The 22,869-nt window shown below is 35.0% G+C and carries 25 protein-coding genes; 1 reads left to right on the top strand and 24 read right to left on the bottom strand.

Annotated elements, in window-relative coordinates:
* Positions 1–56: 56 nt before the first annotated feature.
* From LS69_RS02775 to LS69_RS02880, 24 genes are all read right to left on the bottom strand, one after another.
* Positions 57–698, bottom strand: a complete 642-nt coding sequence (locus tag LS69_RS02775) for a formyltransferase family protein (RefSeq protein ID WP_238699076.1) — start codon at positions 696–698, stop codon at positions 57–59.
* Entirely contained in the window at positions 695–1,762 is a 1,068-nt protein-coding gene (locus tag LS69_RS02780) for a Gfo/Idh/MocA family oxidoreductase (protein ID WP_138121875.1), read from the bottom strand. Before LS69_RS02780 ends, LS69_RS02775 begins: the two co-directional genes overlap by 4 nt.
* Positions 1,756–2,847 (bottom strand): DUF354 domain-containing protein, encoded by a 1,092-nt coding sequence (locus LS69_RS02785; protein ID WP_138121876.1) that lies wholly within the window; start codon positions 2,845–2,847, stop codon positions 1,756–1,758. The genes LS69_RS02780 and LS69_RS02785 overlap by 7 nt, the downstream gene beginning before the upstream one ends.
* Complete coding sequence (gene asnB / locus LS69_RS02790) at positions 2,844–4,553, bottom strand: asparagine synthase (glutamine-hydrolyzing) (protein ID WP_138121877.1); 1,710 nt, start codon at positions 4,551–4,553, stop codon at positions 2,844–2,846. The genes LS69_RS02785 and asnB overlap by 4 nt, the downstream gene beginning before the upstream one ends.
* A gap of 21 nt (positions 4,554–4,574) precedes the next feature.
* Entirely contained in the window at positions 4,575–5,672 is a 1,098-nt protein-coding gene (locus tag LS69_RS02795) for a DegT/DnrJ/EryC1/StrS family aminotransferase (protein WP_138121878.1), read from the bottom strand.
* A 32-nt stretch (positions 5,673–5,704) separates the two neighbouring features.
* A complete protein-coding gene (locus LS69_RS02800) occupies positions 5,705–6,964 on the bottom strand; it encodes a hypothetical protein (protein ID WP_238699078.1) in 1,260 nt (419 codons plus the stop codon).
* A gap of 21 nt (positions 6,965–6,985) precedes the next feature.
* Positions 6,986–7,222, bottom strand: coding sequence for a phosphopantetheine-binding protein (locus LS69_RS02805; protein WP_138121880.1), 237 nt, complete (start codon positions 7,220–7,222; stop codon positions 6,986–6,988).
* Between the two features lie 2 nt (positions 7,223–7,224).
* On the bottom strand, positions 7,225–8,142 hold the full coding sequence (locus LS69_RS02810) for a ketoacyl-ACP synthase III (protein WP_138121881.1): 918 nt from the start codon (positions 8,140–8,142) through the stop codon (positions 7,225–7,227).
* A 2-nt stretch (positions 8,143–8,144) separates the two neighbouring features.
* Positions 8,145–8,624 (bottom strand): hypothetical protein, encoded by a 480-nt coding sequence (locus tag LS69_RS02815; protein ID WP_138121882.1) that lies wholly within the window; start codon positions 8,622–8,624, stop codon positions 8,145–8,147.
* Positions 8,609–8,746, bottom strand: coding sequence for a hypothetical protein (locus LS69_RS10320; RefSeq protein ID WP_194145382.1), 138 nt, complete (start codon positions 8,744–8,746; stop codon positions 8,609–8,611). Before LS69_RS10320 ends, LS69_RS02815 begins: the two co-directional genes overlap by 16 nt.
* Positions 8,736–9,362, bottom strand: coding sequence for a hypothetical protein (locus LS69_RS02820; RefSeq protein WP_138121883.1), 627 nt, complete (start codon positions 9,360–9,362; stop codon positions 8,736–8,738). The genes LS69_RS10320 and LS69_RS02820 overlap by 11 nt, the downstream gene beginning before the upstream one ends.
* Entirely contained in the window at positions 9,352–10,245 is an 894-nt protein-coding gene (locus tag LS69_RS02825) for a hypothetical protein (protein WP_138121884.1), read from the bottom strand. The genes LS69_RS02820 and LS69_RS02825 overlap by 11 nt, the downstream gene beginning before the upstream one ends.
* A 21-nt stretch (positions 10,246–10,266) precedes the next feature.
* Positions 10,267–10,995: a hypothetical protein gene (locus LS69_RS02830; protein ID WP_138121885.1), complete on the bottom strand. Its 729-nt coding sequence runs from the start codon at positions 10,993–10,995 to the stop codon at positions 10,267–10,269.
* A 118-nt stretch (positions 10,996–11,113) separates the two neighbouring features.
* Positions 11,114–12,031 (bottom strand): sulfotransferase, encoded by a 918-nt coding sequence (locus LS69_RS02835; RefSeq protein WP_138121886.1) that lies wholly within the window; start codon positions 12,029–12,031, stop codon positions 11,114–11,116.
* Complete coding sequence (locus tag LS69_RS02840; RefSeq protein WP_138121888.1) at positions 12,028–12,654, bottom strand: acyltransferase; 627 nt, start codon at positions 12,652–12,654, stop codon at positions 12,028–12,030. The genes LS69_RS02835 and LS69_RS02840 overlap by 4 nt, the downstream gene beginning before the upstream one ends.
* Positions 12,654–13,739, bottom strand: coding sequence for a DegT/DnrJ/EryC1/StrS aminotransferase family protein (locus LS69_RS02845; protein WP_138121890.1), 1,086 nt, complete (start codon positions 13,737–13,739; stop codon positions 12,654–12,656). Before LS69_RS02845 ends, LS69_RS02840 begins: the two co-directional genes overlap by 1 nt.
* On the bottom strand, positions 13,736–14,707 hold the full coding sequence (locus tag LS69_RS02850; RefSeq protein ID WP_138121892.1) for an NAD-dependent epimerase/dehydratase family protein: 972 nt from the start codon (positions 14,705–14,707) through the stop codon (positions 13,736–13,738). Before LS69_RS02850 ends, LS69_RS02845 begins: the two co-directional genes overlap by 4 nt.
* Positions 14,691–15,659, bottom strand: coding sequence for a Gfo/Idh/MocA family oxidoreductase (locus tag LS69_RS02855; protein ID WP_138121894.1), 969 nt, complete (start codon positions 15,657–15,659; stop codon positions 14,691–14,693). Before LS69_RS02855 ends, LS69_RS02850 begins: the two co-directional genes overlap by 17 nt.
* Complete coding sequence (locus tag LS69_RS02860; protein ID WP_138121896.1) at positions 15,652–16,152, bottom strand: acyltransferase; 501 nt, start codon at positions 16,150–16,152, stop codon at positions 15,652–15,654. Before LS69_RS02860 ends, LS69_RS02855 begins: the two co-directional genes overlap by 8 nt.
* 68 nt (positions 16,153–16,220) lie before the next feature.
* Complete coding sequence (locus LS69_RS02865; RefSeq protein WP_138121898.1) at positions 16,221–17,231, bottom strand: radical SAM protein; 1,011 nt, start codon at positions 17,229–17,231, stop codon at positions 16,221–16,223.
* Between the two features lie 119 nt (positions 17,232–17,350).
* Positions 17,351–17,518: a hypothetical protein gene (locus LS69_RS10325; RefSeq protein ID WP_194145383.1), complete on the bottom strand. Its 168-nt coding sequence runs from the start codon at positions 17,516–17,518 to the stop codon at positions 17,351–17,353.
* A gap of 11 nt (positions 17,519–17,529) precedes the next feature.
* The gene (locus tag LS69_RS02870; protein ID WP_194145384.1) at positions 17,530–18,834 is read right to left on the bottom strand and encodes a radical SAM/SPASM domain-containing protein; all 1,305 of its coding nucleotides are present in this window, start codon (positions 18,832–18,834) and stop codon (positions 17,530–17,532) included.
* Between the two features lie 14 nt (positions 18,835–18,848).
* Positions 18,849–20,933: a glycosyltransferase family 1 protein gene (locus LS69_RS02875; RefSeq protein ID WP_138121902.1), complete on the bottom strand. Its 2,085-nt coding sequence runs from the start codon at positions 20,931–20,933 to the stop codon at positions 18,849–18,851.
* A gap of 63 nt (positions 20,934–20,996) precedes the next feature.
* Complete coding sequence (locus LS69_RS02880; RefSeq protein ID WP_138121904.1) at positions 20,997–21,260, bottom strand: hypothetical protein; 264 nt, start codon at positions 21,258–21,260, stop codon at positions 20,997–20,999.
* Positions 21,261–21,318: 58 nt separating this feature from the next.
* Here LS69_RS02880 and LS69_RS02885 point away from each other — a divergent pair, with 58 nt between their 5' ends.
* The gene (locus LS69_RS02885; RefSeq protein ID WP_138121906.1) at positions 21,319–22,869 is read left to right on the top strand and encodes a flagellin B; all 1,551 of its coding nucleotides are present in this window, start codon (positions 21,319–21,321) and stop codon (positions 22,867–22,869) included.

Here is a 22,869-nt window from a genome sequence, read left to right on the forward strand (position 1 = left end):
CGATGAAACAATAGGGTGGCTCAAATCCCGGCATTGCCGTGGCGCGGATGATTTTTTCAATTAAAGCCCCCCCCCCCGCAAGATTCTAAATGGATATTTTTAAGATTCTCAATCTCTGCTCTTGTGTGAAATTCACGCCTACAAGAATAAATAGAATCTTGGGAAATAAGGGAATATTCACCTTTTAAAATTTTAGGCAAAGAATCACAAAATAACTCAAAGCCTTTTTTGTTTGCCAAATCTACAAGTTCTCCCACGAAACAATTTTTAGGAATCTCAAAACGCACTTGAAAAGCTATATCTCCACCATCCACTCTTCCCTCCATTTTGTGAATACTTACTCCAAATTCTTTATCCTCATTCAAAATCGCGAAAGAAAACTGATTACACCCCCTATATTCTGGCAAGGGTGCTAAATGCAAATTGAGTGCAATTTCTTGCGCACACTTTAAAAGAAAGGATGATAAAACCTCGTGATATTGCACGCTTAACAAAATATCAAATTCTAGCTCCAACAATTCTTGAATATCGCTTAAGATTCTAATTCCTTTATGTTGGCAAAACTCTTTAATTTCTTTCCCTCTAGGTGCGACACCAACAGCTAAAATTTCGTAGTCTAATTTGGCTTGACGCGAAAACAATTCCTCTAAGCATTTTGCTCCTAACTCCTTGCCTCCCAAAAAAACGATTTTTTTCATTTTTGATACCCTAGTTTGCACTTTTGCGGGTGGAATCGCAAAAAAACTTCCTTGCCCGTCTCTATGGATTCATACATTGCGACAATTAACTCTAAGCTTTTACGCCCCTCCAATCCATCTACCAAAGCTTTTGTGCCATTTTGGATAGAATCTACTACATGCAGATAATATTCTTTGTGTCCAAAACCATAAACATTTGGAGGATTGACAGAATATTTTTCCATGATTTCCTTATCCGATTCCAACGCATTAGCAAAATTCCAATGTTTGATTTCATTTACAGCAAATCCACCAATCTCTACACTTCCAAACTCTCCTAAAATTGAAATGCTCCCCTCCAAATCACGCGGACGCGTAGCAGTCGTAGCCTCAATCACACCTAAAGCACCGCTTTTAAACTTTAAAACTGCCACCCCTGTATCTTCAGTTTCTATATCACTCAAAGCTGTGCGCCCTTTAGCAAACACACTTTCCACATCACCCAACATCCACTCCAACAAATCAATATGATGACTTGCCTGATTGGTAAATACCCCTCCATCTTGCGCCCAAGTGCCACGCCAAGAATCTTGCTTATAATACGCATTATCCCGACACCAACGCACTCGCACACTTCCCATAACAATCTTTCCAAACCTCCCAGCTTCTAATGCTTCGCGCAATTTTTGGACAGGCAAATTGTAGCGATTCTGCTTTACAACAAAGAGTCGAATCCCATGTTTATCACAAGATTCTATCATTTTATCTGCATCATCTAAAGTTAAAGCCATCGGCTTTTCTACAACGATATGTTTTTTATAGGGTGCAACTTCTAAAGTGTTTTTGGCATGCATTCCGCTAGGTGTTAGAATTGCAACTAAATCAATCTGTTCTCCACAATCCTTCATCATAGAGTCCAAATCACTAAAGTAAGGCACTTGGTATTTATCGCCAAAAGATTCTGCCCTTGTTTTGTCAATGTCGCACACACTGATAAGTTTTGCTCCTGTAATTTCACCACTACTTAGTAGTTGTGCATGACGCACTGCAATCCTCCCACAACCAAGCAATGCCACACCTAACATTTTGCCTCCTTTAAAATTTGAGATTCTATTCTATCAATGATCGCATTAAAGTTGCATTCTCCTTGCACAAAATAACTTTGCGATTCGATTCTTTTACCCAACATTTTTTTGGCAATCTCTAAAATCTCTTGACAATTTTGACTCCAAAACATTAATTTATGTTTAATTAGATATTGGTCGTGAATTAACCAAATAGAGCGAGTAGAAATTGTTGGAATCCCATAACAAATTGCTTCTAAATTCATCGTGCCACCCCCACCGATAAATAAATCAATAAAAGGATAAAATTCTTCAGGCTTTAATTTCTCTTCTAAAATCGTTGCGACTTCTCCAAAATCTCTTTTTAGCCTATCTTTTTCATATCTTGGCATGATGATAATATTTGCATCAATTTCTTTTTTCAAAAGCGGAATCACCTCATAAATAATCGGAATCTGCTCTTTGACATAATGTGCTTTATATTCTTCTTCGCGCACAAGGATTGTAGGCTTGAGAGTATCCAATCCATAGCGAATTCTAAAGTCATTTTTGGAATCTTTTTTGATTTTATTTATCCATAATGCCACATCAATAAAAGGATAAGGCACGATTTGTGATTCATCTAATGCAAAACGAAGCATAAGCTCCATAGGAAGCACAAAAGGATAAAAACAAAGTTTTGAAAAAGGCATTGTTAATTTGGAGACAATGCTAAGATTTCGCGGGATTCCAAAATAATCAACCTTATCAAAAGCAGGGGTATCGCTAAAATTTATAATTGGAATCCCTATCCCAAAACCAAGCTGCACAGAATCCACGACACAACCGCTCAAAAGAACTTTTGGCATTCCTCGCACTTTAAACAAATCCAAAATTTCCTTTTGACGGAAGATTCTTGCTTCAAATTTCTCCAACAAACTTGCCCCGCCATATTCTCCAAGCACGATATGCGGAATCTTATGTAACTCCAAAATCTCTTTTGCTTCTGTGTAATTTGGCGCATAGCGCGTGGTTACAAGAACTTCATAACCTCTTTTTTGCAATTCTTTAATCATAATTGTAAAAAACATTGCATATTTTGGCGTTGCCACATCAATCCAAATCATTTTCTTGCCTTTAAAGCTTCAAAAATCGCTAAACGAATATCAAAAAGTGAAGTCGCATTATATCCTAAAGTTTGCATTAGACCAAACTCGGGCGCACTAAAGCCAATCTTATCAGTCCTCCACGCCAACTCTTTACTTCCCAACCTCTCCAAAAGCAGTCTTAAAATATACTTACTAAAACCTTGCCTGATTTTCAAACTATGCGGAATCCTAAAGGCGAATTCTACGATACGAAAATCCGTAAAAGGTGTGCGATTTTCAATCCCAAATGCCATTGCATTCCTATCCTCATAGCGCAGGAGGTTTGGCAAATTAAACTCAATTGTATCCAACCAAAGCCCTTGCGTAAAATCAAGCTGGAATCTCTCCAAGAGATTATCCAAAGGCGGATTTGGAAATCCTAACGCATTTATTTTTTTTATTTCTTTGGCATTGTCTTGCGCAAAGAGTTGGAGCTTTAAAGCCTTTTCTAATGAACATTTAAGTCCGAAGTTATATTCGCCAAACGCTGCATTACCATAGATTCTAACGCGTTCTTCAAATTCTGTTCTATTGGCAAAGATATATCTCCCAATATGATGATAATATCCACCAAAAAGCTCATCAGCTCCCTGTCCCCCCAAAACAACCTTGCAATAAGGCGTAATAGAAGAAAAAAGCAAATACTGCGAGTAAATAGAGAGACTACGAAAAATCTCATCTTGGGCGTTACAGAGGGATTTAAAATCTTGCCTAATAGAATCTAAACTTGGGTTAATAAATTCTATTTTTTGATTCAAATCTTTTTCAAGTTGCCTTGCATACATACTTTCATCACCTTGCGCGTTGTTTTGAAAGTTAAGAGCAAAATAATGACAATTTGCCTCTAATCGTTGAATAAAATGCGCCAAAATAGAGCTATCTATCCCACCAGAGACTGACAAGGCAACAGGCACATCAGAGCGCAAACGCAACCTTGTCGCATCTAAAAGCAGGGATTCCAACTCTTCTAAAATATTTTGGATGCTTTTATTATCGTATGTTAAGCTTTGGATTCTTTCGAAATCAGGTTCAAAATCCCAATATTTTTGGAATCTTAAAGTCTTATCTTTTAACTGAAACTTTGCAAAGTGTGCCTTAGGAAAAGAAAAAATATTTTGATAAATCGTGCGATTCTCACTTCCATTGCTAAAAAGTAGCCATTTTGAAACTTCCTCTAAATCAAAAGGGAAATCCTTGATTGCCAAAAATGCCTTAATTTCAGAGGCAAAAAAGATTTTATCATTTGTTAATGCATAAAATAAAGGCTTATTTCCTAACCTGTCTCGCGCCAAAAACAACGAAGAATCGCGTTTGTTATAAATCACAAAAGCAAAATCGCCATTGAATTTCTTTAACGCCTCTTCTTGCCAAGTCGCAAATGCGTGGAGCAAAACTTCTGTATCACTATGAGTAAAAAATGGAATGTTTAAAGATTCTAATTCCACTTTAATTTCTTCATAATTATAAATTTCTCCATTAAAAACAAGCACTAAATGTGGGCAATAAGGAGAAGTAAAGGGTTGATTTGCAGCAGAATCCAAATCAATAATACTTAGACGATTATGTGCAAAAGAAAATCTATTATCACAAAAATTTCCGCTAAAGTCTGGTCCTCTATGCTTCATTGTTGCCGAAGCCTTTTGGATTATCTCTAAGGGATAGTTGCCTCCACAAATACTACACATATTCGCTCAATTTCCTTTGACCTACTTTGCATCCAAAATCACTTCTGCTATCTGTCGTATCTCAGATTCTTTCAAATAAGGATTCATTGGCAAACTTAACACCTCATCACTTGCTAATTCTGTATTTGGAAAATCTCCTTTTTTGTGTCCTAAATACGCGAAACATTCTTGTAAATGCAATCCTAATGGATAATGAACTGCGCTCGGGATTCCATGTTGATTTAGGCACTCCTGTATGGTTTTGCGATTCTTAGTGCGAATCGTATATTGCGCAAACACACTTTTTCTACCTTCTAATACTTGAGGAAGAATCACATTCGCATTTTTTAGATACTCATTATACATATTAGCAACTTGATTTCTACGCACAATATCGTTCCCAAAACTCCTTAGCTTAATCCTTAAAATCACTGCTTGCAGTGCATCTAATCTCCCTCCGATTCCAATATATTGATGCACATATCGTTCTTTTTCCCCATGCAATCGCAAGCTTCTAATCTTTTGCGCAAAACTCTCTTCTTGGGTAAAAACTGCTCCACCATCACCATAACAACCCAAAGGCTTAGCAGGAAAAAAGCTTGTAGTAGCAATCGCACCAAAAGTAGAGTCTTTTTTTTGCTGAAATTCTGAGCCGAAACTTTGCGCCCCATCAAGGATTAATTTAAGATTCCTTTTAGCACAAATACTCCCAAGCTTTTCCAAATTGGGTGGTTGCCCATAGAGACTAACAGCTAAAACCGCCTTTGTTTTTGGAGTAATAGCATCTTCAATCAAATCACAATTAATATTATAATCCTCTAAGGAAATATCCACAAAAATAGGCTTGATGCCCAAAAGTGCAATCATCTCCGCAGTCGCAATAAAAGTAAAAGGTGTTGTAATCACTTCATCGCCTGCTTTTAGACTTAAAGCCATTAAAGCAAGCAATAACGCAGAACTTCCGCTAGAGCAAGTAATGGCGTATTTACTCTTTGCAAAGATTGCTAATTCTTGCTCTAAGGATTCTACTTCACTCCCCATAATATAATTTGCATTCCTACAAACCCTTAAAACCGCTTCTTCAATCTCCTCTTGATGTGCCTTGTGTGATTCTTTTAAATTTGCAAAATCAATCTTCATTTATTACCTCCAAGAGTTTATTTGCAATATGATTATGGACACATTGCAAACTTTAGTATTACTTGTTTTATTTGCTGATTATGCTCCATATATAAAGCATTTTCTCCAAATTTAGCAATATATTCTCTCAAAATCTGTCGTGCTTCTAATCTATTTCTCCCATAATACCAAAGTGTTTTATTTTGGAGTGGATTATACCACCACTCTTGTGGTATATTATCATCTATTAAGTTTTTAAATTTGTTTGCAATCACAATTGGATTCCACTCTCTAATGACAAAATTATAAGCTTTTTCTCCAATCTCTATACGATATTGCTCATCTCCAATAAGGTGTAAAATCAGTTTTTCTAAATCTTCTGGAACACCATAGACAATGGGTGGTATTTTTTCTTGATACTTAAAATTTTCATAAAAATGCGACATATCGTAGCCCGTTACAATAGAAGGCTTCTTAAAAAAAGCAGCTTCCGTTGAAAATCTAGCCATATATCCTCCACCAGAATACAATTGGTCAATCACAAAATCACTTGTTGCAATATGGTATAGCACTTCTTGATTATTCATATTGCTTAATAATACAAACTCTATATCATATCTTTCTTGGAGGGATTCAATGGTTTGTGTAATTATTGAAGTTCCTTTTGCAACTCGATTTGTTGGGGCATGAACAATTTTGATTTTACCTTTCTTAAGATAAGGTTGTGGAATACTTTTAAGCTGAATATAATGATAATCCGTAGGGATTCCAAAATAGCGATAATCAATATATGGTAATGTCTGAAAATGTGATACAGCTGTATAACTGATAATATAAGAGGCATATTGCTCAATTATTTTTACTCTATCTTTCGTTTCTATCGTCAATCGATGAATTTCATCTAAATTTTTTTGAAAATGTGAGCCGTCCAAATACGGGGGTCTAAAATCTGAACCCAATATAAAATAAATAACCTTTTTTTTGAAAAACTTTAAAATAATTAATTCTTTGAAATTAAAAAAACTAGAAAAAGCTACAAATATAAAAGTGTCATAGAGCGTTAAACATCTAACAAACAATATCGTGCGTCCAATAAGAGAAAAAAACGCTAGAATATGCCTTATCAAAAAGACTTCTTTATTTCTTCTGTGAAGTAAGATTGCGTATTTTGCCAACGAAATACTCCAATGCTTTGCAATCAAGTCCGTATCCACACCAAACGCATAATCTTTCGTCAAAACAATATCACTTGAAATCCCTAAAGTATCAAAACCCTTTTTAAGATTCTGCAAGACATTAGAAATCTCATGCAACCCAAGCATAATCCTCATTATTTATCCTAACTTATTTTGTATGTATTCCTCTATATTCTTAATGCTTTGCACCAAATGCAAATCAGAATCCGGTATTTTAATGCCAAAATGTTCTTCTAGTTTTAGATACAGATTTGCCATATCTAAGCTATCCACACCTTGTTCTACAAGCCCTAAATCATCGGACAATTCATCAACCTCGCCTAAAATATCAATTTCTTTCAAAATTTCCCTAATCATTTTTTTGCTAATTTCCATTTTTACTCCTTTATTAAAACTAAACTTGCCCAAGAAAATCCTACACCAAAACCACTCAAAACTACTTTTTTGATATTTTGATTGTGGAGATGATTCGCCAATATCAATGGAATAGATGATGAAATCGTATTTCCATAATCAAAAATCTCATAAGGCACTTTGGATTCTTCTACACCCAAACGCTTTTGAATTGTTTTGACAATATAACGACTCCCTTGATGTAAAATAAACAAATCAATATCAACAATCTTCATATCTTCCATTTCTAAGAGTCGCTGAATCTGTTTTGGAACTTCTGTGGCGGCGAAGCTAAACACTTGCCTCCCATTCATTTCTAGTTTTTGATTGCGACAAATCAAAGAATCCCAGCCAGCCAAACCGTCAGTGCCAAACAAAATTCTTTTAGAATGAAATTTTGCATTTTCACTCAAAAGTGTTACAGAAGCTCCATCGCCAAAAAGCAGAGAGGTGTCTTTATCATCTTTATCCACAATACGAGAATACGGGTCAGCTGTAAAAAGCAATCCCCTTTTGAATCCATTTGCTTCCATAAAAGACTGCATGATAGACAAGCCATAAACATACCCAGAACACCCCAAAGAAATATCAAAACAAGCCACGCTTTTAGACATTTCCAATTCTTTATGCAACATAGCAGAGAGATGCGGAAGCTTAAAATCAGGATTCTGCGTAACCACCACAACAGCATCAATATTTTCTACATTTACTTTATTTTGTAAATTCTTAAAAGCATTCAAACACATATCCATTGCTGTTTCATCAACACCCATTACCGAATGGTTGATAACACCTATCTTTTCTCGGATAAAATTTTCTTCTAATTTATATTGTTTAGCCAACTCATCATTTGAGATTCTACCTTGTGGAATATATCCTGCTATTTCCTCTATGCCTACCAATGTTAGCTCCCTTTGCAAGAAAAATAAATATACCCTAATTTTTTATTATCAACCAAAACCGCTGTTTTAAAAAGCCGATGATTGAAGTGAGACAAATAAGAAATTTGCATAGATTCAAAATCTCTTATAAACCCACTTTCAAACTCAAGTCGAGAAAAATAAAATTTACCATTAATATCGTCAAAAATCTTAAAAAGTAAAGACTTATTCAAAGAAACAAGATGTTCTATGAAAGAATAATCGCTATTTTTCAAGACCATAGCTTGATTATTACTAAAAGCGGCTTGTTTAATAACCTCATTTTCATTATAAGGAACTCGTTTGACAATGGGTTTTTCATATTCTATTGCAAAAACTTTAAACATTTCTTCTTGATTTCGGCACTTTAAAGCCAAAACAATATCTTCTAAATCTTGTGGTTTCTCCGTAGTAAAACAAAGATTCTTATGTGCAAGTTTATGAAGCACTAAATCAAGCTGCAAAAGCCCCCCCCCCCGACAATAGTTTCAATATTGTCTAATAGGAAATCGTAAATTGTCGTTCCATGCACATAGTTACGCTCCGCCTTGAAAACAAAATCACTATATAAATCATTAAGAAACATAATTACTTCCTTTGAGAGAAAAATAAATAAAACCAACACTTATTTGATTGACGAAAATTTCTGTTTTGACAATCTGAAATTCAAATTTAGAACAATATTTTAGGCATATCTCTTTTATCTTACCCTCATCAATCATTTGATTTAATGTCAATCTTGACAAAAACCATTTAGAGTCTTTTATATCGTCCTTAAACAAGAAACTAAGCAATGCCTTATTCATTGCAATAACATACCTAACGACTGATATTTGCTGCTTAAAATCTTTTAAGCAAATCCCATTATTATTAATCCTAGCAGTTCTTAAGATTTCTTCCTCATCATAAGGAATCCTTAATTGAATATCATTAGCATCTTCTTGATGATAACCATAAAATCTATATTTTCCATTCTCATTTTCTAGTGTTAAAACAACTTTAATTTCTTTGTTGTTTTGTTGTTTTTCGTAAAATATAAGATCTTTTGAAATAATCGCCCGATAGGTAAAATCAAGATTAACGAGCTTAGAAAAAACCTGCGAGATTTTAGGTAAAATAGCCTCATAAATCGTGCCACCTTGGATATAATTACGATTGCCCAAAAAATATAAACCATCAAGAGTAATAATATTATTGCCCATTTTTATTCCTTGCGAACAAACGAATGTTTTTAATATGATCAAATGCAAAATTTCCAGAAACATCCGAATTTTCTGGAAAACTCTGCACTACAACACTACCAATTCTAATTCTTGAATTTGAGCCTATACTGATTCCATCTTTAATAGTTACAGAAGGACCCAAAATAACATTTTCTCCAAGCTTAGCACTACCTCCTATCAAACAATTTCCAGACATACGAGTTGCCTTGCCTATTATACAATTTGCTGCAATATTACAAAGCACAGCAATAGAAACAGAATCCTGAAGCTCCGTAACTCCCCATACGGACTTACTAACAACGCTATTATCCATAATATCTACACTATTACCAATCTTCACCCCACCATAACGTTGAATCATTACTTTTTCATATCCATTATAAGCCAATTCTAGCCCTTGTGCTCCAACAACAACACCATTGCCAACATAAGAATTATCCCCAACATAAGAATTAGACGCAATATATGCATGCACTCCAACTTCAACATTATCACCCAAATAAACATTGTCCTCAACATAAGCCGTTGGGTGAATTTTGACATTATTACCACGATAATTTTTAATATCACAAATGTATTTCTTAAAGATTCCTCCATATTGATTATGAATCTTCCAAAAATAAAATCTAGGATTTTCTGTGATAAATATCATTATTTCTCTTTGAATATAAGATTGCAATTCCTGATAAATTACTTTCTTTGTAAGAAGAGCCATAATATTTGGATTGGCAATTGCTTTGAGAAAAAATGCTTTATTTTCGGCATAACTCATTGTATTTTGAATTGATGATTCTACCCCACCAAGATATTCCACACCCCATTGTTCAATTAAAATTTTATCCATATCCAAATTAAGAACCATTCTACAATCCTATTTTTTGTTTTATTGTAATTCTAAGAGACGACCCAAGAGAGCACAGCTTCCATTAGGAGAATCTCCTTGATATTGTCTTAACAAATTATAATCTTGGAAATAACCTCTAGCACTTTCATAACGACTTAAGACTTCAGTATTTAAAAAAATATGAATAGGGTGGAATCCAAACATTAAATAGGAATTCTTTGCAATCTTGCTTGTTTTAATCTTATTTTTATACATACAAGCAACATCATCCGCCCAATGATAAGGACATCTAATAAGTCCCTCCCAATTCTCATAAGGCTGCAAAAAGCCCCCCCCCCCCGAAGAATTATGAGCCATCATTGGAATACAAAGATTGCTTTCATGTGTAATACCTAATTTCTTAGCTTCACTCAAGATTCTACTAGAAATCCCTAAACAATGGCTTCTCATAGTCTTAGCCTCTGGGACAATATCCAAAAAATACCTCAAAACCTCTTTATAATCTCTTCCATAAGAAAAATCCCCTTCTAATAATGGATTAAAATTTGGATGAATCCCTAATTCAAAAAGTGGATTGCCTCTTAATCTTTCAAGCAAAGGGGTCTTATGTGTAACAAACCAAGTTGCTTTCACATTTGCTCTCTCCAGCAATCCAATGCTATATTCTAACACTTCATCGCTTGCCCAATCAATATCAAAAGTCAAAAAAAATTTTTGAAAAGAAATAGATTCAATGGGATTAATTTCGCCTACTAAACCAAACTCCATTATATTTACAACACTTTTAAAAATAAAATATCTACGAAATTATATCAGATTAAAAAAGAATCCTGCCAAAAAATACTAACCAAAAATTCAAACTTTAAATTCTACAAGTTCTTATGATTTACTTACTAGGATACCGCCAATCATCAACACTGAAATCAACCATACTTTCTAATTCTTCAATATCACTACCAAAAGATTCTTTAAGTATTTCAAAGCATTCTTCTGGAATCCTATCTTTTGCAGTTTTAATGTTGTTTTTTAATTTCAAAATCCATTCACTTTCTTCGCTATCTACTATTGCTTCCTCTTTCCGTATAGACTGCATTAACTCCGAGAAAATTCTATCGCCAAAATGTTGTCTAAGTTGTTTTTGCAACCTCACATCAATCACACTAAAACTTGTATGATTTGGCGCGATACATGAAACAAAATCGGTATTCTCCAATCCCAAAAACTCATAAATTTTTGGTAGTAACGACAAATCATTATTATTAAGCGATTCTGACTTAATACACAAAATTTGCCTTTTTGGAAAAAACTCTAAAAATTCTTTAAGCTGCTTAGCATAAAATCCCCTACCAGTATAGTCATAAGGCTGAATCTCGCTCCATATTCCTTGAGATTCCCCAATCCTTCTTTCTTCTTGTAAAAGAGCTTCTTTGAAAGTTAATTCCTCTAACCCCTGCAATGCTGTAAATCTATAATTTCCCCAAGCCCTCTCTATGGGATTCCTAAGCATAAAGATAAATTTCATATCCGGAAAATCCTTTGCGATTCTTTGTGATATTTTTCTACCACCGTATAAATATGAGCTTGACCTTTCTCCTATGGCAACCTTCTCATTAGGCACATTTCTAAAATATTGATTCAAATACCAATTCAAGCCCTTTGCGTATTCCCAACTTTTATAATAATAATGAGGTTCTGGGATTCTTTGCTGTGGTAAATAAATTTCGGGGTGTTGGATGAGCAACTCATAAAGATAGCTCGTTCCTCCTGCGGCTGCCCCTCCGATGATAAAATTTGGAGTTCTCATGCTACCCTCCTATGCCACTTTTTTAGAAGTGGTTTGGAGTGAAGCAAAAAAGCGACTAAATGCCCCCCCCCCCCCGCAGGATTACTATTATTTTGATTCATAATTCCTCCTATAATTTTTGCTGGACACCCAGCGACTTTTGTATAAGGTGGGACATCTTTATTTACAAAACTACATGCCCCAACAACTGCACCCTTACTGATTTTAACACCCATACTTATCACAGCATTAGGACCAATGTAGCAATTATCCTCAATCACAACAGGCGCATATACTTTGGATTCTTTGCCACCACTAGATGACCATTGCACACTATTGTGTGTATAAATTTGCACCCCAGCGGAAATGGAACAAAACTTACCAATTTTCAATCCACCACTTCCCTCAAGAATACAAAAAGGACCAACAAAAGTATTTTCTCCTACTTCCACATTGCCAAAAATATACACATTATCATAACAATTGCTCCCCTCTCCCCACTTTAAATAACTTGCTTTTTCCCAGCGATCATTAAAATATTCGTTTAATGGCATAACTCTATTATATTTCAGCTTTTTGTTATCTCTTAATTTTACAAAAAGTTTTAAAATCTTTTCTTTAAATTGTAGAATTTTTCTTTCCATTATTTAGTTAAAAACCTCTTTATAGTTTGAGAAATATATTCCACATCAACTCCTTGATAACAAGGAAGTGTCAAAGTAGAATCTTCCAAAAATTTTGCATTTTTTTGCACATCTTTATATTTGCTTTTAGAAAAACTCGTTCCGCTCAAACAATAAGTGCCAAGTGTGCTTTCTATACCATTTTCATATAAATAAGTTATCAAATCGTTTCTGCTGATATTCTTAGGGACAACAAAAACCATAGACTGAACATTAAATATCACATTTTGATTAATTTCTTGTTCTTGGAATCCTAGAGGCTTTAAATACTGAATATACACTTCTCGGATTTGGTTTCTTTCTTGGATAATTTTATCAAGCTTCTTTAGTTGTTTTATACCCATAACCGCTTGTAATTCAGGAAGTCTATAATTATAGCCAAAATCTATAAAATCAAATTTTCCTTGATGATAAACTGCACCATGATTTAATTTAATTTCAAAAAATTGCTCAAAGCATTGATTATTAAAAACAACTGCTCCACCTTCCCCTGTTGTTAGAAGTTTGCGAGGATGAAAACTAAAACAACCCAAATCACCAAAAGCTCCAGCCTTTATACCTAATTCACTACTGCCAATTGCACAAGCTGCATCTTCTATTAATGGAATCTTATAATATTTGCATATCTCTTGAATACGAGAAATACCGCTAGGATTTCCTAACGCATGCACAAAAATAACAGCTTTTGTTTTATTAGATATTTTTCTCTCTAATTCCTCTGGCAACATATTAAAACTAGAAAGGCAAACATCAGCAAAAACAGGTTTAATCCCCAAATCTTCCAACACATTAGAAGTGGCTGGAAATGAAAAATCAGAAACAATCACTTCATCACAACTTTGAATATTTAATGCTTTTAGACAAACACTTAAAGCCGTAGTTGCCGATGTTGTCGCATAAGCATATTTGATATTTATATAGTGCTGCAAATCTTGCATAAATTGCTGAATATACTTTCCCTTTGTCAGCCAACCCGAATCAAAAATTTCTTCAAAATCCTTTTTTACTTCATCAAAACTGATATAAGGCTGAATAAGCTTTATCATTGTATAGCTCCTCTATACCATTGTATGCTTTTCTTCAACCCCTCATCAAAAGGAGTAAGTTGGTAATCAATCAAGGATTTGATTTTTGCATTACTTGCATTATGGCATTCCACATCAGAATTTCTAGCAGGCTTTTCTAAGATATTGCCTTGATAATCCATAAATTCTACTATCTTATGAATAACTTCTCTAATGGAGATTTGTCCTTCTGTTGAAATATTAACGCTTTCCCCTTTACACATCAAAGGATATACCTTAATAATCGCGTCAATCGTATCTTCAACATAAATAAAATCTCTACTCTGCAAACCTGTGCCATAAATCTCAGGCTGCAATCCCTTTAAAATTCTATAAATCGTAATTGGAATCACGCCCGCTAGATAACCTTTATAATTCTGTCTTGGTCCATAATTATTAAAAGGACGCACAATAAAAGAATCTACACCAAACATAGAAACCCAGCTTTTCAATGCGATATCTGCAGCAGCTTTACCTGCCGCATAAGTTGTTGTTGGATTAATAGGGTGCTGTTCGTCCATTGGCTCATAAACTGCACTTCCATACACTTCTGAAGTAGAAAAATGGACAAGAGTTTTAAACAAACCTTTCCTTTGTGCTTCCAAGAGATTCAGCATTATAGTGCTATTGACATCAAAACTATTTTTTGGATTTACAAAGGAGTAATTCAAAGCTTTTGTTGCACAATTAAAAACAATATCTATCTTATGTCGCTCAAAAATATATTCCACTGATGAAGCAATTTCCATATCATCTTTATAAAGAATAATTCCTTTTGCAATGGCAGATTGTAGATTTTCCTCACTTCCTAAAAAAAAATTATCTACAACGATAACTTGCTTAGCCTCTTCTTCCAAAAGTCTATCAACCAAATGACTACCGATAAAGCCGGCTCCTCCTGTAACTAAAATTATGCTTCCTTTAATTGGTGTTCTAGTATATGGATTCATCATGGTGCTTTTTAATTTGAGATTGAATATTGCAGGCAACTTCCATTGCCTTTAACGCGTCTTGTGCTGTGGCAAAATCCTTTTTATTTCCTTTACACAATTCAATAAAATCTATCAATTCTAACAAGAGTGCTTCTCTTGGTTTAACATCAATTGTTTCTGTTTTGGACACTATCGACACATTTTCAAGATATTGTTCTAAAGACTGCTTATTCACGAAAACTTCTTTACTTAAAAGATTGCAATCCACATACATATTATCACAAGTAACACTAATTTGTCTCATTCGTTTTTCTGTAATGCGACTCGCCGTTATCGTAGAGAAAACACCATTTTTATGCGTCATAACAGCCCTTGCAAATTCTATCATATCATTTTGGTAGCAACCATAAGCATAAACATGTTGAATGTCCCCATTGAGGCTTAATGCCAAATCAATATCATGAATCATCAAGTCCAATACAACATCTACATCTGTGATGCGACTGCTAATTTTATTAGTCCTAGTAAAATCCATATTAATAATAGACCCACTATTATGAATTGCTTTTTTTAAAGCTGCAACAGCGGGGCTATAACGCTCTATAAAACCTACTTGCAATGATATGTTATGCTCTAACACATAACTAGCAATCTTTTGCGTCATCTCTAAGGTATGAGCCAATGGCTTTTCAATGAAAATATTTTTGACAAATGGAGCAATTCTAAAAAAATACTCACCATGTGTAAAAGTGGGTGTTACAATAATCACACCATTTACTTTTTCTAAGTCTTCCTCAAGATTCTTTGAGAAGGGGACTTGATATTGTATAGCGATATTTTTAGCGACATCTTCAGCAATATCATAAATGAAACTTATCTCGACATCTTTTAGCATAGATAAAATGCGCAAATGGTTTTGCCCCATTCTACCTACGCCTAATAAACCAATTTTAATACTTTGATTATTCATTTGGTTGAACTTTTACTTTATTGCCTATTTTATCAACATAACTATAATGCTTGGCTGGATTCCCCATTACAAGACTATAATCTTCTACATTCTTTGTAACTACACTTCCTGCAGCAACCATTGCATATTTTCCAATCGTGATTCCGCATACAATTGTAGCGTTTGCACCAATACTTGCACCCTCTTTAACGAGAGTTGGGGTAATCTCCCAATCCTCATTAAAAGCTCTTGGAATTTTATCATTAGTGAAAGATACTTCTGGTCCAACAAAAACATCATTTTCTAGTGTAACTCCTTGAAATACAGAAACTCCATTTTGAATCTTGCACCTAGCCCCAATAGAGACATTTTCTGCAATATACACATCTTTAGAAATTACACACTTTTCACCAATATGGGCAAATTCTCTAATCTGAACATTCTGCCAAACTTTAGTTTCTGCCCCTATTTGTGCTTCCTTGGCAACATTGGCTGTGGGGTGAATAAAAACCATTTATCAATCAACCTTTTAAAAATATAAACGCTTTTATTATCCCTTAAACTTGCTTAAAAAATACAAAATTAATAATCTAAGATTTTATCGGCTTTCATCTTGGCAACCAAATTATTTTGAAACATATAAATTAGCACATCATCAGGCAAACAAGAAAGCTTCTGCGGGATAGCCACATAAGTCTCAAATACTCTATTTTTCATTATCGCGTAAGAACCATTAATACTTATTGATTCTTTCTGTATTACTCTAGCCCTGTATGCTGGACAATCGTAACACAAACCATTTAATCTATTATCTATAAACTCATCATTGATTGCATTAATAGCTTTTTCCAAAGTAGTGTGTTTCAGATTTTGTGCCTTATTGCTTAGTATTTTAGGATAATTTGCCATATAACAACAAGCCAAAACATTCCCATCTACTGCAACAATATAGTCTCCAAACCCCTCACATATACTGATTGGGAATTCACTATTTTTACTAGTTTTTGATATTCGTTGCTCATACGAAATTTCACGCAACTTAAAAAACAAACCAACACGCGCCTTTTTATAAAATTCAAATATATCATCAAACTCTCCGCAATTGTCTAGACCTTCGACAAAATTAATTTGTGTACGAAATGGCATAGATTCAAGTCTAAAAAGAGAATTTATTGTGTTTTCAAAGAGTTTTTTATTATCACTCCGAATCTTTCTGAACACTTCCCATCTCAATGTATCAATGCTAATTGCTAATGTTTTAATGTTAAAATTTTTTAATTTGCTTATGGTTTCTGCATTCAATAAAGAACCATTACTGCACACGGAGGCATTAACACCACTTTTGGTAATATATTCTAATAACTGCTCCCATTGTGGATATAAGAAAAACTCACCTTGGGGCGTTAATCCTATGGTTTTTATACCATAATCTACAATCTTATCTACAATGTTTTTTGCCATATCTAATGGCATATGCTTGAGTTTTAATTCTGGATTTTTTCGATAATATTCCTTAGAAAATACATTATCCCCATGCCAAGGACACTTTGGACAAAAGTAATTGCAATAACTTGTAGTTTGTAAAGTAATCATGTTTGTTGGTTTATTTTGAAGTATCAGAATATTTGCAATCGCATCTATTTGCCATTTAGGTAAAAATTTTGGTGGGAGTTCTTGGTAGTTATTCTGTTCTATCCAACTTCCATTAGTTTCTAAAAGCTCTTGGTTGGGGTATCTAAATAAAATCCCCCCCCCCCCGCAGAGGTAGAATCTGATTTCCCTAATAAATCACTTCTATTATAGTTTTCACTTGTTACACAAAACGAAAGTCCCTCTTCTCTCCATTGTTGAAAAAGTGGTTGTAGAATTGACGGCGTCATTAATAAGCCTTTTATAGAATTTTATCCTGCTTCATTCTTGTGATAATATTGTTTTGATACATCCAAGACAATAAATTATCAGGTATGCTTTCCAACTCTTTTGGAATCCTAAGATGATATTCGGATATTGCTTTTTTGATTATAACATAATTTTTTTGGACTGAAATTTCTTTTTGAGCTTCAAAAGCAATTTGATACAAATCACAATTACAGCATAAACCCATTACATCTTTATCTTTATTAGCCAACAAAGAATGTTGATAAGATAATACTTCGGCTATGGAATGCTCCCGCAAAGAAAAAGCATCTAATTTAGATTTAATATATTTATAACGATTTGCAAAACCACAACATGAAACAAGATTCCCATCTATTAAAATGACTAGATTATTGTAAGCTCCACACAAACCATGAATGTATTGCTTTCTCTCGATTGGCATTAAGGTTTGTTCTCTATCCGCCTCTGTATGCAACTCAATCCCAAAAGTAATAGAATGAATATTTGCATTTTTATAATAAGAAAAAACTTCCTCTTTTTCACCAAGATTTGGTTTTTGCTGCACGAAATGAACCTGTGTGCGAATACCTGCTTTTGCTGCAAGAATAGGAGCTGAAATTGCAGTTTGATAATCTTTTTCTTTTGGGCTTCTAACTTTTGCATAAGTCTCTTGATTGACAGAATCTATAGAAAATATCAATTCATCAAAACCAATGTCTTTTAATTTTGCAATCGCTTCTTCATTTACCAAAGAACCATTCGTGGTAGCACTAATTCTTAATCCTTTTGATTTGATATAACGACTGATTTCTTCCCAATAAGGATAAACGAAAAACTCCGCTTCTGGAGACATTGCAACCACACTAGCCCCATAATCAACGATTTTATCAACATATCTTTTTGCCTCATCTAGTGGCATATTCTGTGGTTTTAGACTTGGATTGTCTTTAAAATATTTTCCCTCATAACCACTTCCATGAAATGGACACATAGGGCATAAATAATTACATTTTGTAGTAACCTGCAAATAAATAACTTTTGGTTTAATATGTTTCATCAAATGAAGTGCAATTCTTTCTATTAAATCTTTTGTTAAAAAAGTGGGTGGCTCTTCATTATAATGATTGCTTTCTTGCCAATATCCCGATGATTCAATCAAATGCGCAAAAGGATAGCTAAAAATCCCCCCCCCCCCCGCAGAGGTAGAATCTGATTTCCCTAATAAATCACTTCTATTATAGTTTTCACTTGTTACACAAAACGAAAGCCCCTCTTCTCTCCATTGTTGAAAAAGTGGTTGTAGAATTGACGGCGTCATTGACATCTCCTAATTTATTCTATTACTTTTCTAAATGAATCAACTGCCATTTGAGATTGTAAATATCTTTCAAGCAAATTCATGCTACACAAACAATTAAGTATCATTTCTTTTTTTTCACTTTCATAGTCTTCTACCATACTATCTACGCTTTTTATGCAAGATTGCTTATCTGTAAAGCATCTATCAACAAATCTCCAAAAGTATTTCTCAAATTCATCAAAAGATGGTTTATTGGTTTTGAATTTATCTAAAATATTATAATTTTCTTTATATGCTTGTAGTCTTTTAAGACGATTTTTACGAAACTCATCAATACTCATTAAGGAGGTTACTAAATAAAAATTATAGATTTTATTTTTTGCAGCAAACTCCGACATACTCTCACCTTGTTGGTGAGGAAATGTATTGCAAAATATATCAATAATATGCCCATAGATATGTGGATTGACAAACCCGGGCATAAAGAATCGCTCCGAGATTCCAAGCCTCTCTACTTTTTCACGAATCACAGGGATATTCCCAGAACCCGCAGCGATAAAAATCGTATTTTTATGCTTTTTCATCACTTCTGCGATACATTGCAAAAATTCCTCACTATCGACTTTAATCAATCTTCCAATCACACCAAGCACGATTGTGTTTTTCTTGATTGGATATTTTGCTTTTTCTTGTTCAATGATTTCTGGATTTATGGGAGGATTATAGAATTTTTCTTGATCCATTGCAACACTAAATGTCTTAAACTCAAAATCACTTTCTTGCAGAAAATGACTTATCCTCTCATCAATCCCCGTAATATCGTAGCGTCCATTCCCATGGCTCCATAATATCTGTTTAGGCGCACTCCTTGTCGCAAACAAAAAATCACTCCCATCTATCGTTCCCGTGGAGATAAGAATATCTATTTCATCACTTAGGATACGACTGCGAAGCGTGAGTGCTTTTTGAAGATGTGGGACATAATAGCTATATTGTTGGATTAGTCCATAGGCTGGGCTAATCACTTGTGCGCCAATCTCCACTAAAGCCTGCATTGCTTTAATATCATCAATGCTTTTTTGGATATAAGCCATAGAATACACAACAATTTCATACTTGCTTGCAAACTCTTCATCTCCAAGCAACGACTTAATGAGCGAATATTCTACCTTATAAGGAGAATTTTCTACGATTCTATCTTTTAGGATTCCAATTCTGATTTTGCGCCCTTGCGTGTTGTCAATCTTTGCTTTGCATTTGGGTAGATTCTTGCCATACTCTACGAAATACGGCTCGACAAGCTTCACAATCTTATCATTATATTCTTGCCAATCCTCTTGCGTTTGTGCACTATTGCCGAATTTATGATAGATATAAAACTGCACATACATTGCCAAATCCAAATTTCCCATTTCCAAAAGCCGCTTTAGCACTCCAAGCCACACAGGGAAATTCTCGCGCCATTTTAATTCATTGAAATAATGCTTGACATTCCAAAAAATGTGCATACTCCACAAAAAAATAGACTTTTTCGCGTGGTCGTTTAGCTGATAAAAAGATTCAGATTCCAACGCCTCGCGTTGCGCCTCCAAAATCCAATCAATCGGAATCTTATAATAGAAAAGAAAATCCAACGCAAAGGTATTTAAGCCCTCCATATACATTTCTGCAAGGCTTACATAAATAATATGACGCAAGAAGAATCGGATAGCCCTCTCTCCCTCACCTTTAAGTAGCATTGCCACACTCACGCAAGAAATAATCATCACCTTTTCATAATCCGATTCTGTTGTTTGGATATAGTTTGCCAAGTCAATATAGCTATTAAACCTATTATCTTGCGGAATCTTATTGGCATAATCCGCTTGAGAATCCCCAAAAATTCCATAACACCATAGAATATTATAATCCGGTATGTCGCCCTTTTGATAAATCAGCTCTAATGTTTTTTGGCGCAAAAGCGTGATGATTTCTAGTCTCACTTCTTGCGCTAAACTTTCTTGTTCTTCTTTGCCCAATGCGCGAATCCACACGATTGCTTCTTGGAATGCTTTTTTATCGTTTGCTTCTTGAAGCCTTTTTAGAGTTTCTTGCAAAATTTCTTGAGTTGGTTGCATTTTTATTCTTTTGAGTTTAGGATTTGATAATATCGGCAAATTTTAGCAAAACTTTAATAAAATTCAAAAATATGCTTCATTGTGAGCATATTTCAATCCAAAAATACAATATAAAGCAACCCAAAATCCCGTCACTTTGCCATTGCGAGAAGTCGTTAGACTTCGTGTCATGCAATTTGTGAAACAAATTTCACCCGCGCTATGCAAATCCATAATATTACGCTTCAGAGAATTTTTCCAAGTCGTCATTGCAAGAATCGCAACGCAAAGGGCGAGTGCATAGCATTTTGTGGATTCTGTATCACACCATAATAGAATCCGATTCAAAAAGTGGAACACCTTTTGCTTTAGCTTTTGCAAATTTATTTTTTGCAAAGGATGCATAATGAGTTATAGGATATACACCAATGTGAATGCGCTTAACGCACACACTTCAGGAATCGTGAATAACCGCAATATGTCGGAATCACTAGAAAAATTAAGCTCTGGGCTTAGAATCAACAAAGCAGCAGATGACGCTTCAGGTATGGCGATTGCCGATAGTTTGCGCTCTCAAGCAGCCGCTTTAGGTCAAGCAACCAACAACGCAAACGACGCAATCGGTATGATTCAAACCGCTGATAAAGCGATGGACGAGCAAATCAAAATCTTAGATACAATTAAAACCAAAGCAACACAAGCAGCACAAGATGGGCAAACAAAAACCACAAGAAACGCACTTCAAAGTGATATTTTAAGACTTATGGAAGAGTTGGACAATATCGCAAACACAACAAGTTTCAACGGACAACAAATGCTCTCTGGTGCTTTTACCAACAAAGAATTCCAAATTGGTGCTTATTCTAATACCACTGTAAAAGCTTCTATCCAACCAACAAACTCCAATAAAATAGGGCATGTGCGCTACGAAACAGCAGCAGAAATGTCTGTGAGTGCAGGAGCGGATAGCCTTACTGAAGTTACGCTTAGATTCTTAAATACTGATGGCACAAACAACTACGCCATTGAATCTATCAAAATCTCCACTTCAGCAGGGACAGGAATCGGCGCATTATCAGAGGCAATCAACAAAAACTCTGATGTTCTAGGCGTTCGTTCTACTTATATCGTGCAAGGACAAGGCGCGACGGCAATCGGTTCTGGAACCGTGCGCGGATTAGTGATTAATGGAATCAATATTGGTGATATTAATGATGTTTCCAAAAACGACTATGATGGACGCCTCATCAATGCGATTAACGCACAAAAAGAACGCACCGGTGTGCAAGCTTCTCTTAGTATCTCGGGTGCATTACAACTCACGGCTAACGATGGTAGAGCAATCTCTGTGCAAGTTGCAAGTGGTGCTTCAATTCTTGGTGGAGGATCATTTGCCGGTGTTTCAGGCTCAACCCACGCGATTGTTGGACGCTTGACTTTGATTCGCCTCAATGCAAGAGATATTTTAGTCTCTGGCACGAACTTCTCTCAAGTTGGCTTACACTCTGGAGCAACAAACATTCAAGCAGGTTCAGGATTGGCACAATACACCGTCAATCTTAGAAGTGTCAATGGTGAGTTTGGCGCAAATATCGCTTCTGCGATTGGTGCAAACTACAACACTTCTGTAGCTTTTGTCAACAAAGGCGGAATCGGAGCGGGTGTAACGAGTATGGAAGGCGCAATGGCGGTTATGGATATGGCACAATCTGCCCAAGAACACCTAGATAGAATCCGAGCGGATTTGGGTTCTGTGCAACAACAACTTGTAGTAACTATTAACAACATCACCGTAACTCAAGTCAATGTCAAGTCTGCGGAATCTCAAATCCGCGATGTGGATTTTGCGAGTGAATCTGCAAACTTCTCTAAAACAAACATTCTTGCACAATCAGGAAGCTTTGCGATGGCACAAGCCAACCAAGTGCAACAAAATGTCCTTAAACTTTTGCAATAA

It is taken from the genome of Helicobacter sp. MIT 05-5294, assembly GCF_000765675.1.
Taxonomy (GTDB): Bacteria; Campylobacterota; Campylobacteria; order Campylobacterales; family Helicobacteraceae; genus Helicobacter_D.

Bases quoted from the DNA above. Each gene is read 5' to 3' on its own strand.
- LS69_RS02775 (WP_238699076.1), bottom strand. From the start codon at position 698: ATGAAAAAAATCGTTTTTTTGGGAGGCAAGGAGTTAGGAGCAAAATGC.
- LS69_RS02780 (WP_138121875.1), bottom strand. From the start codon at position 1,762: ATGTTAGGTGTGGCATTGCTTGGTTGTGGGAGGATTGCAGTGCGTCAT.
- LS69_RS02785 (WP_138121876.1), bottom strand. From the start codon at position 2,847: ATGATTTGGATTGATGTGGCAACGCCAAAATATGCAATGTTTTTTACA.
- asnB (WP_138121877.1), bottom strand. From the start codon at position 4,553: ATGTGTAGTATTTGTGGAGGCAACTATCCCTTAGAGATAATCCAAAAG.
- LS69_RS02795 (WP_138121878.1), bottom strand. From the start codon at position 5,672: ATGAAGATTGATTTTGCAAATTTAAAAGAATCACACAAGGCACATCAA.
- LS69_RS02805 (WP_138121880.1), bottom strand. From the start codon at position 7,222: ATGGAAATTAGCAAAAAAATGATTAGGGAAATTTTGAAAGAAATTGAT.
- LS69_RS10320 (WP_194145382.1), bottom strand. From the start codon at position 8,746: ATGTTTCTTAATGATTTATATAGTGATTTTGTTTTCAAGGCGGAGCGT.
- LS69_RS02820 (WP_138121883.1), bottom strand. From the start codon at position 9,362: ATGGGCAATAATATTATTACTCTTGATGGTTTATATTTTTTGGGCAAT.
- LS69_RS02825 (WP_138121884.1), bottom strand. From the start codon at position 10,245: ATGGTTCTTAATTTGGATATGGATAAAATTTTAATTGAACAATGGGGT.
- LS69_RS02830 (WP_138121885.1), bottom strand. From the start codon at position 10,995: ATGGAGTTTGGTTTAGTAGGCGAAATTAATCCCATTGAATCTATTTCT.
- LS69_RS02835 (WP_138121886.1), bottom strand. From the start codon at position 12,031: ATGAGAACTCCAAATTTTATCATCGGAGGGGCAGCCGCAGGAGGAACG.
- LS69_RS02840 (WP_138121888.1), bottom strand. From the start codon at position 12,654: ATGGAAAGAAAAATTCTACAATTTAAAGAAAAGATTTTAAAACTTTTT.
- LS69_RS02845 (WP_138121890.1), bottom strand. From the start codon at position 13,739: ATGATAAAGCTTATTCAGCCTTATATCAGTTTTGATGAAGTAAAAAAG.
- LS69_RS02850 (WP_138121892.1), bottom strand. From the start codon at position 14,707: ATGAATCCATATACTAGAACACCAATTAAAGGAAGCATAATTTTAGTT.
- LS69_RS02855 (WP_138121894.1), bottom strand. From the start codon at position 15,659: ATGAATAATCAAAGTATTAAAATTGGTTTATTAGGCGTAGGTAGAATG.
- LS69_RS02860 (WP_138121896.1), bottom strand. From the start codon at position 16,152: ATGGTTTTTATTCACCCCACAGCCAATGTTGCCAAGGAAGCACAAATA.
- LS69_RS02865 (WP_138121898.1), bottom strand. From the start codon at position 17,231: ATGATTACTTTACAAACTACAAGTTATTGCAATTACTTTTGTCCAAAG.
- LS69_RS10325 (WP_194145383.1), bottom strand. From the start codon at position 17,518: ATGACGCCGTCAATTCTACAACCACTTTTTCAACAATGGAGAGAAGAG.
- LS69_RS02870 (WP_194145384.1), bottom strand. From the start codon at position 18,834: ATGACGCCGTCAATTCTACAACCACTTTTTCAACAATGGAGAGAAGAG.
- LS69_RS02875 (WP_138121902.1), bottom strand. From the start codon at position 20,933: ATGCAACCAACTCAAGAAATTTTGCAAGAAACTCTAAAAAGGCTTCAA.
- LS69_RS02885 (WP_138121906.1), top strand. From the start codon at position 21,319: ATGAGTTATAGGATATACACCAATGTGAATGCGCTTAACGCACACACT.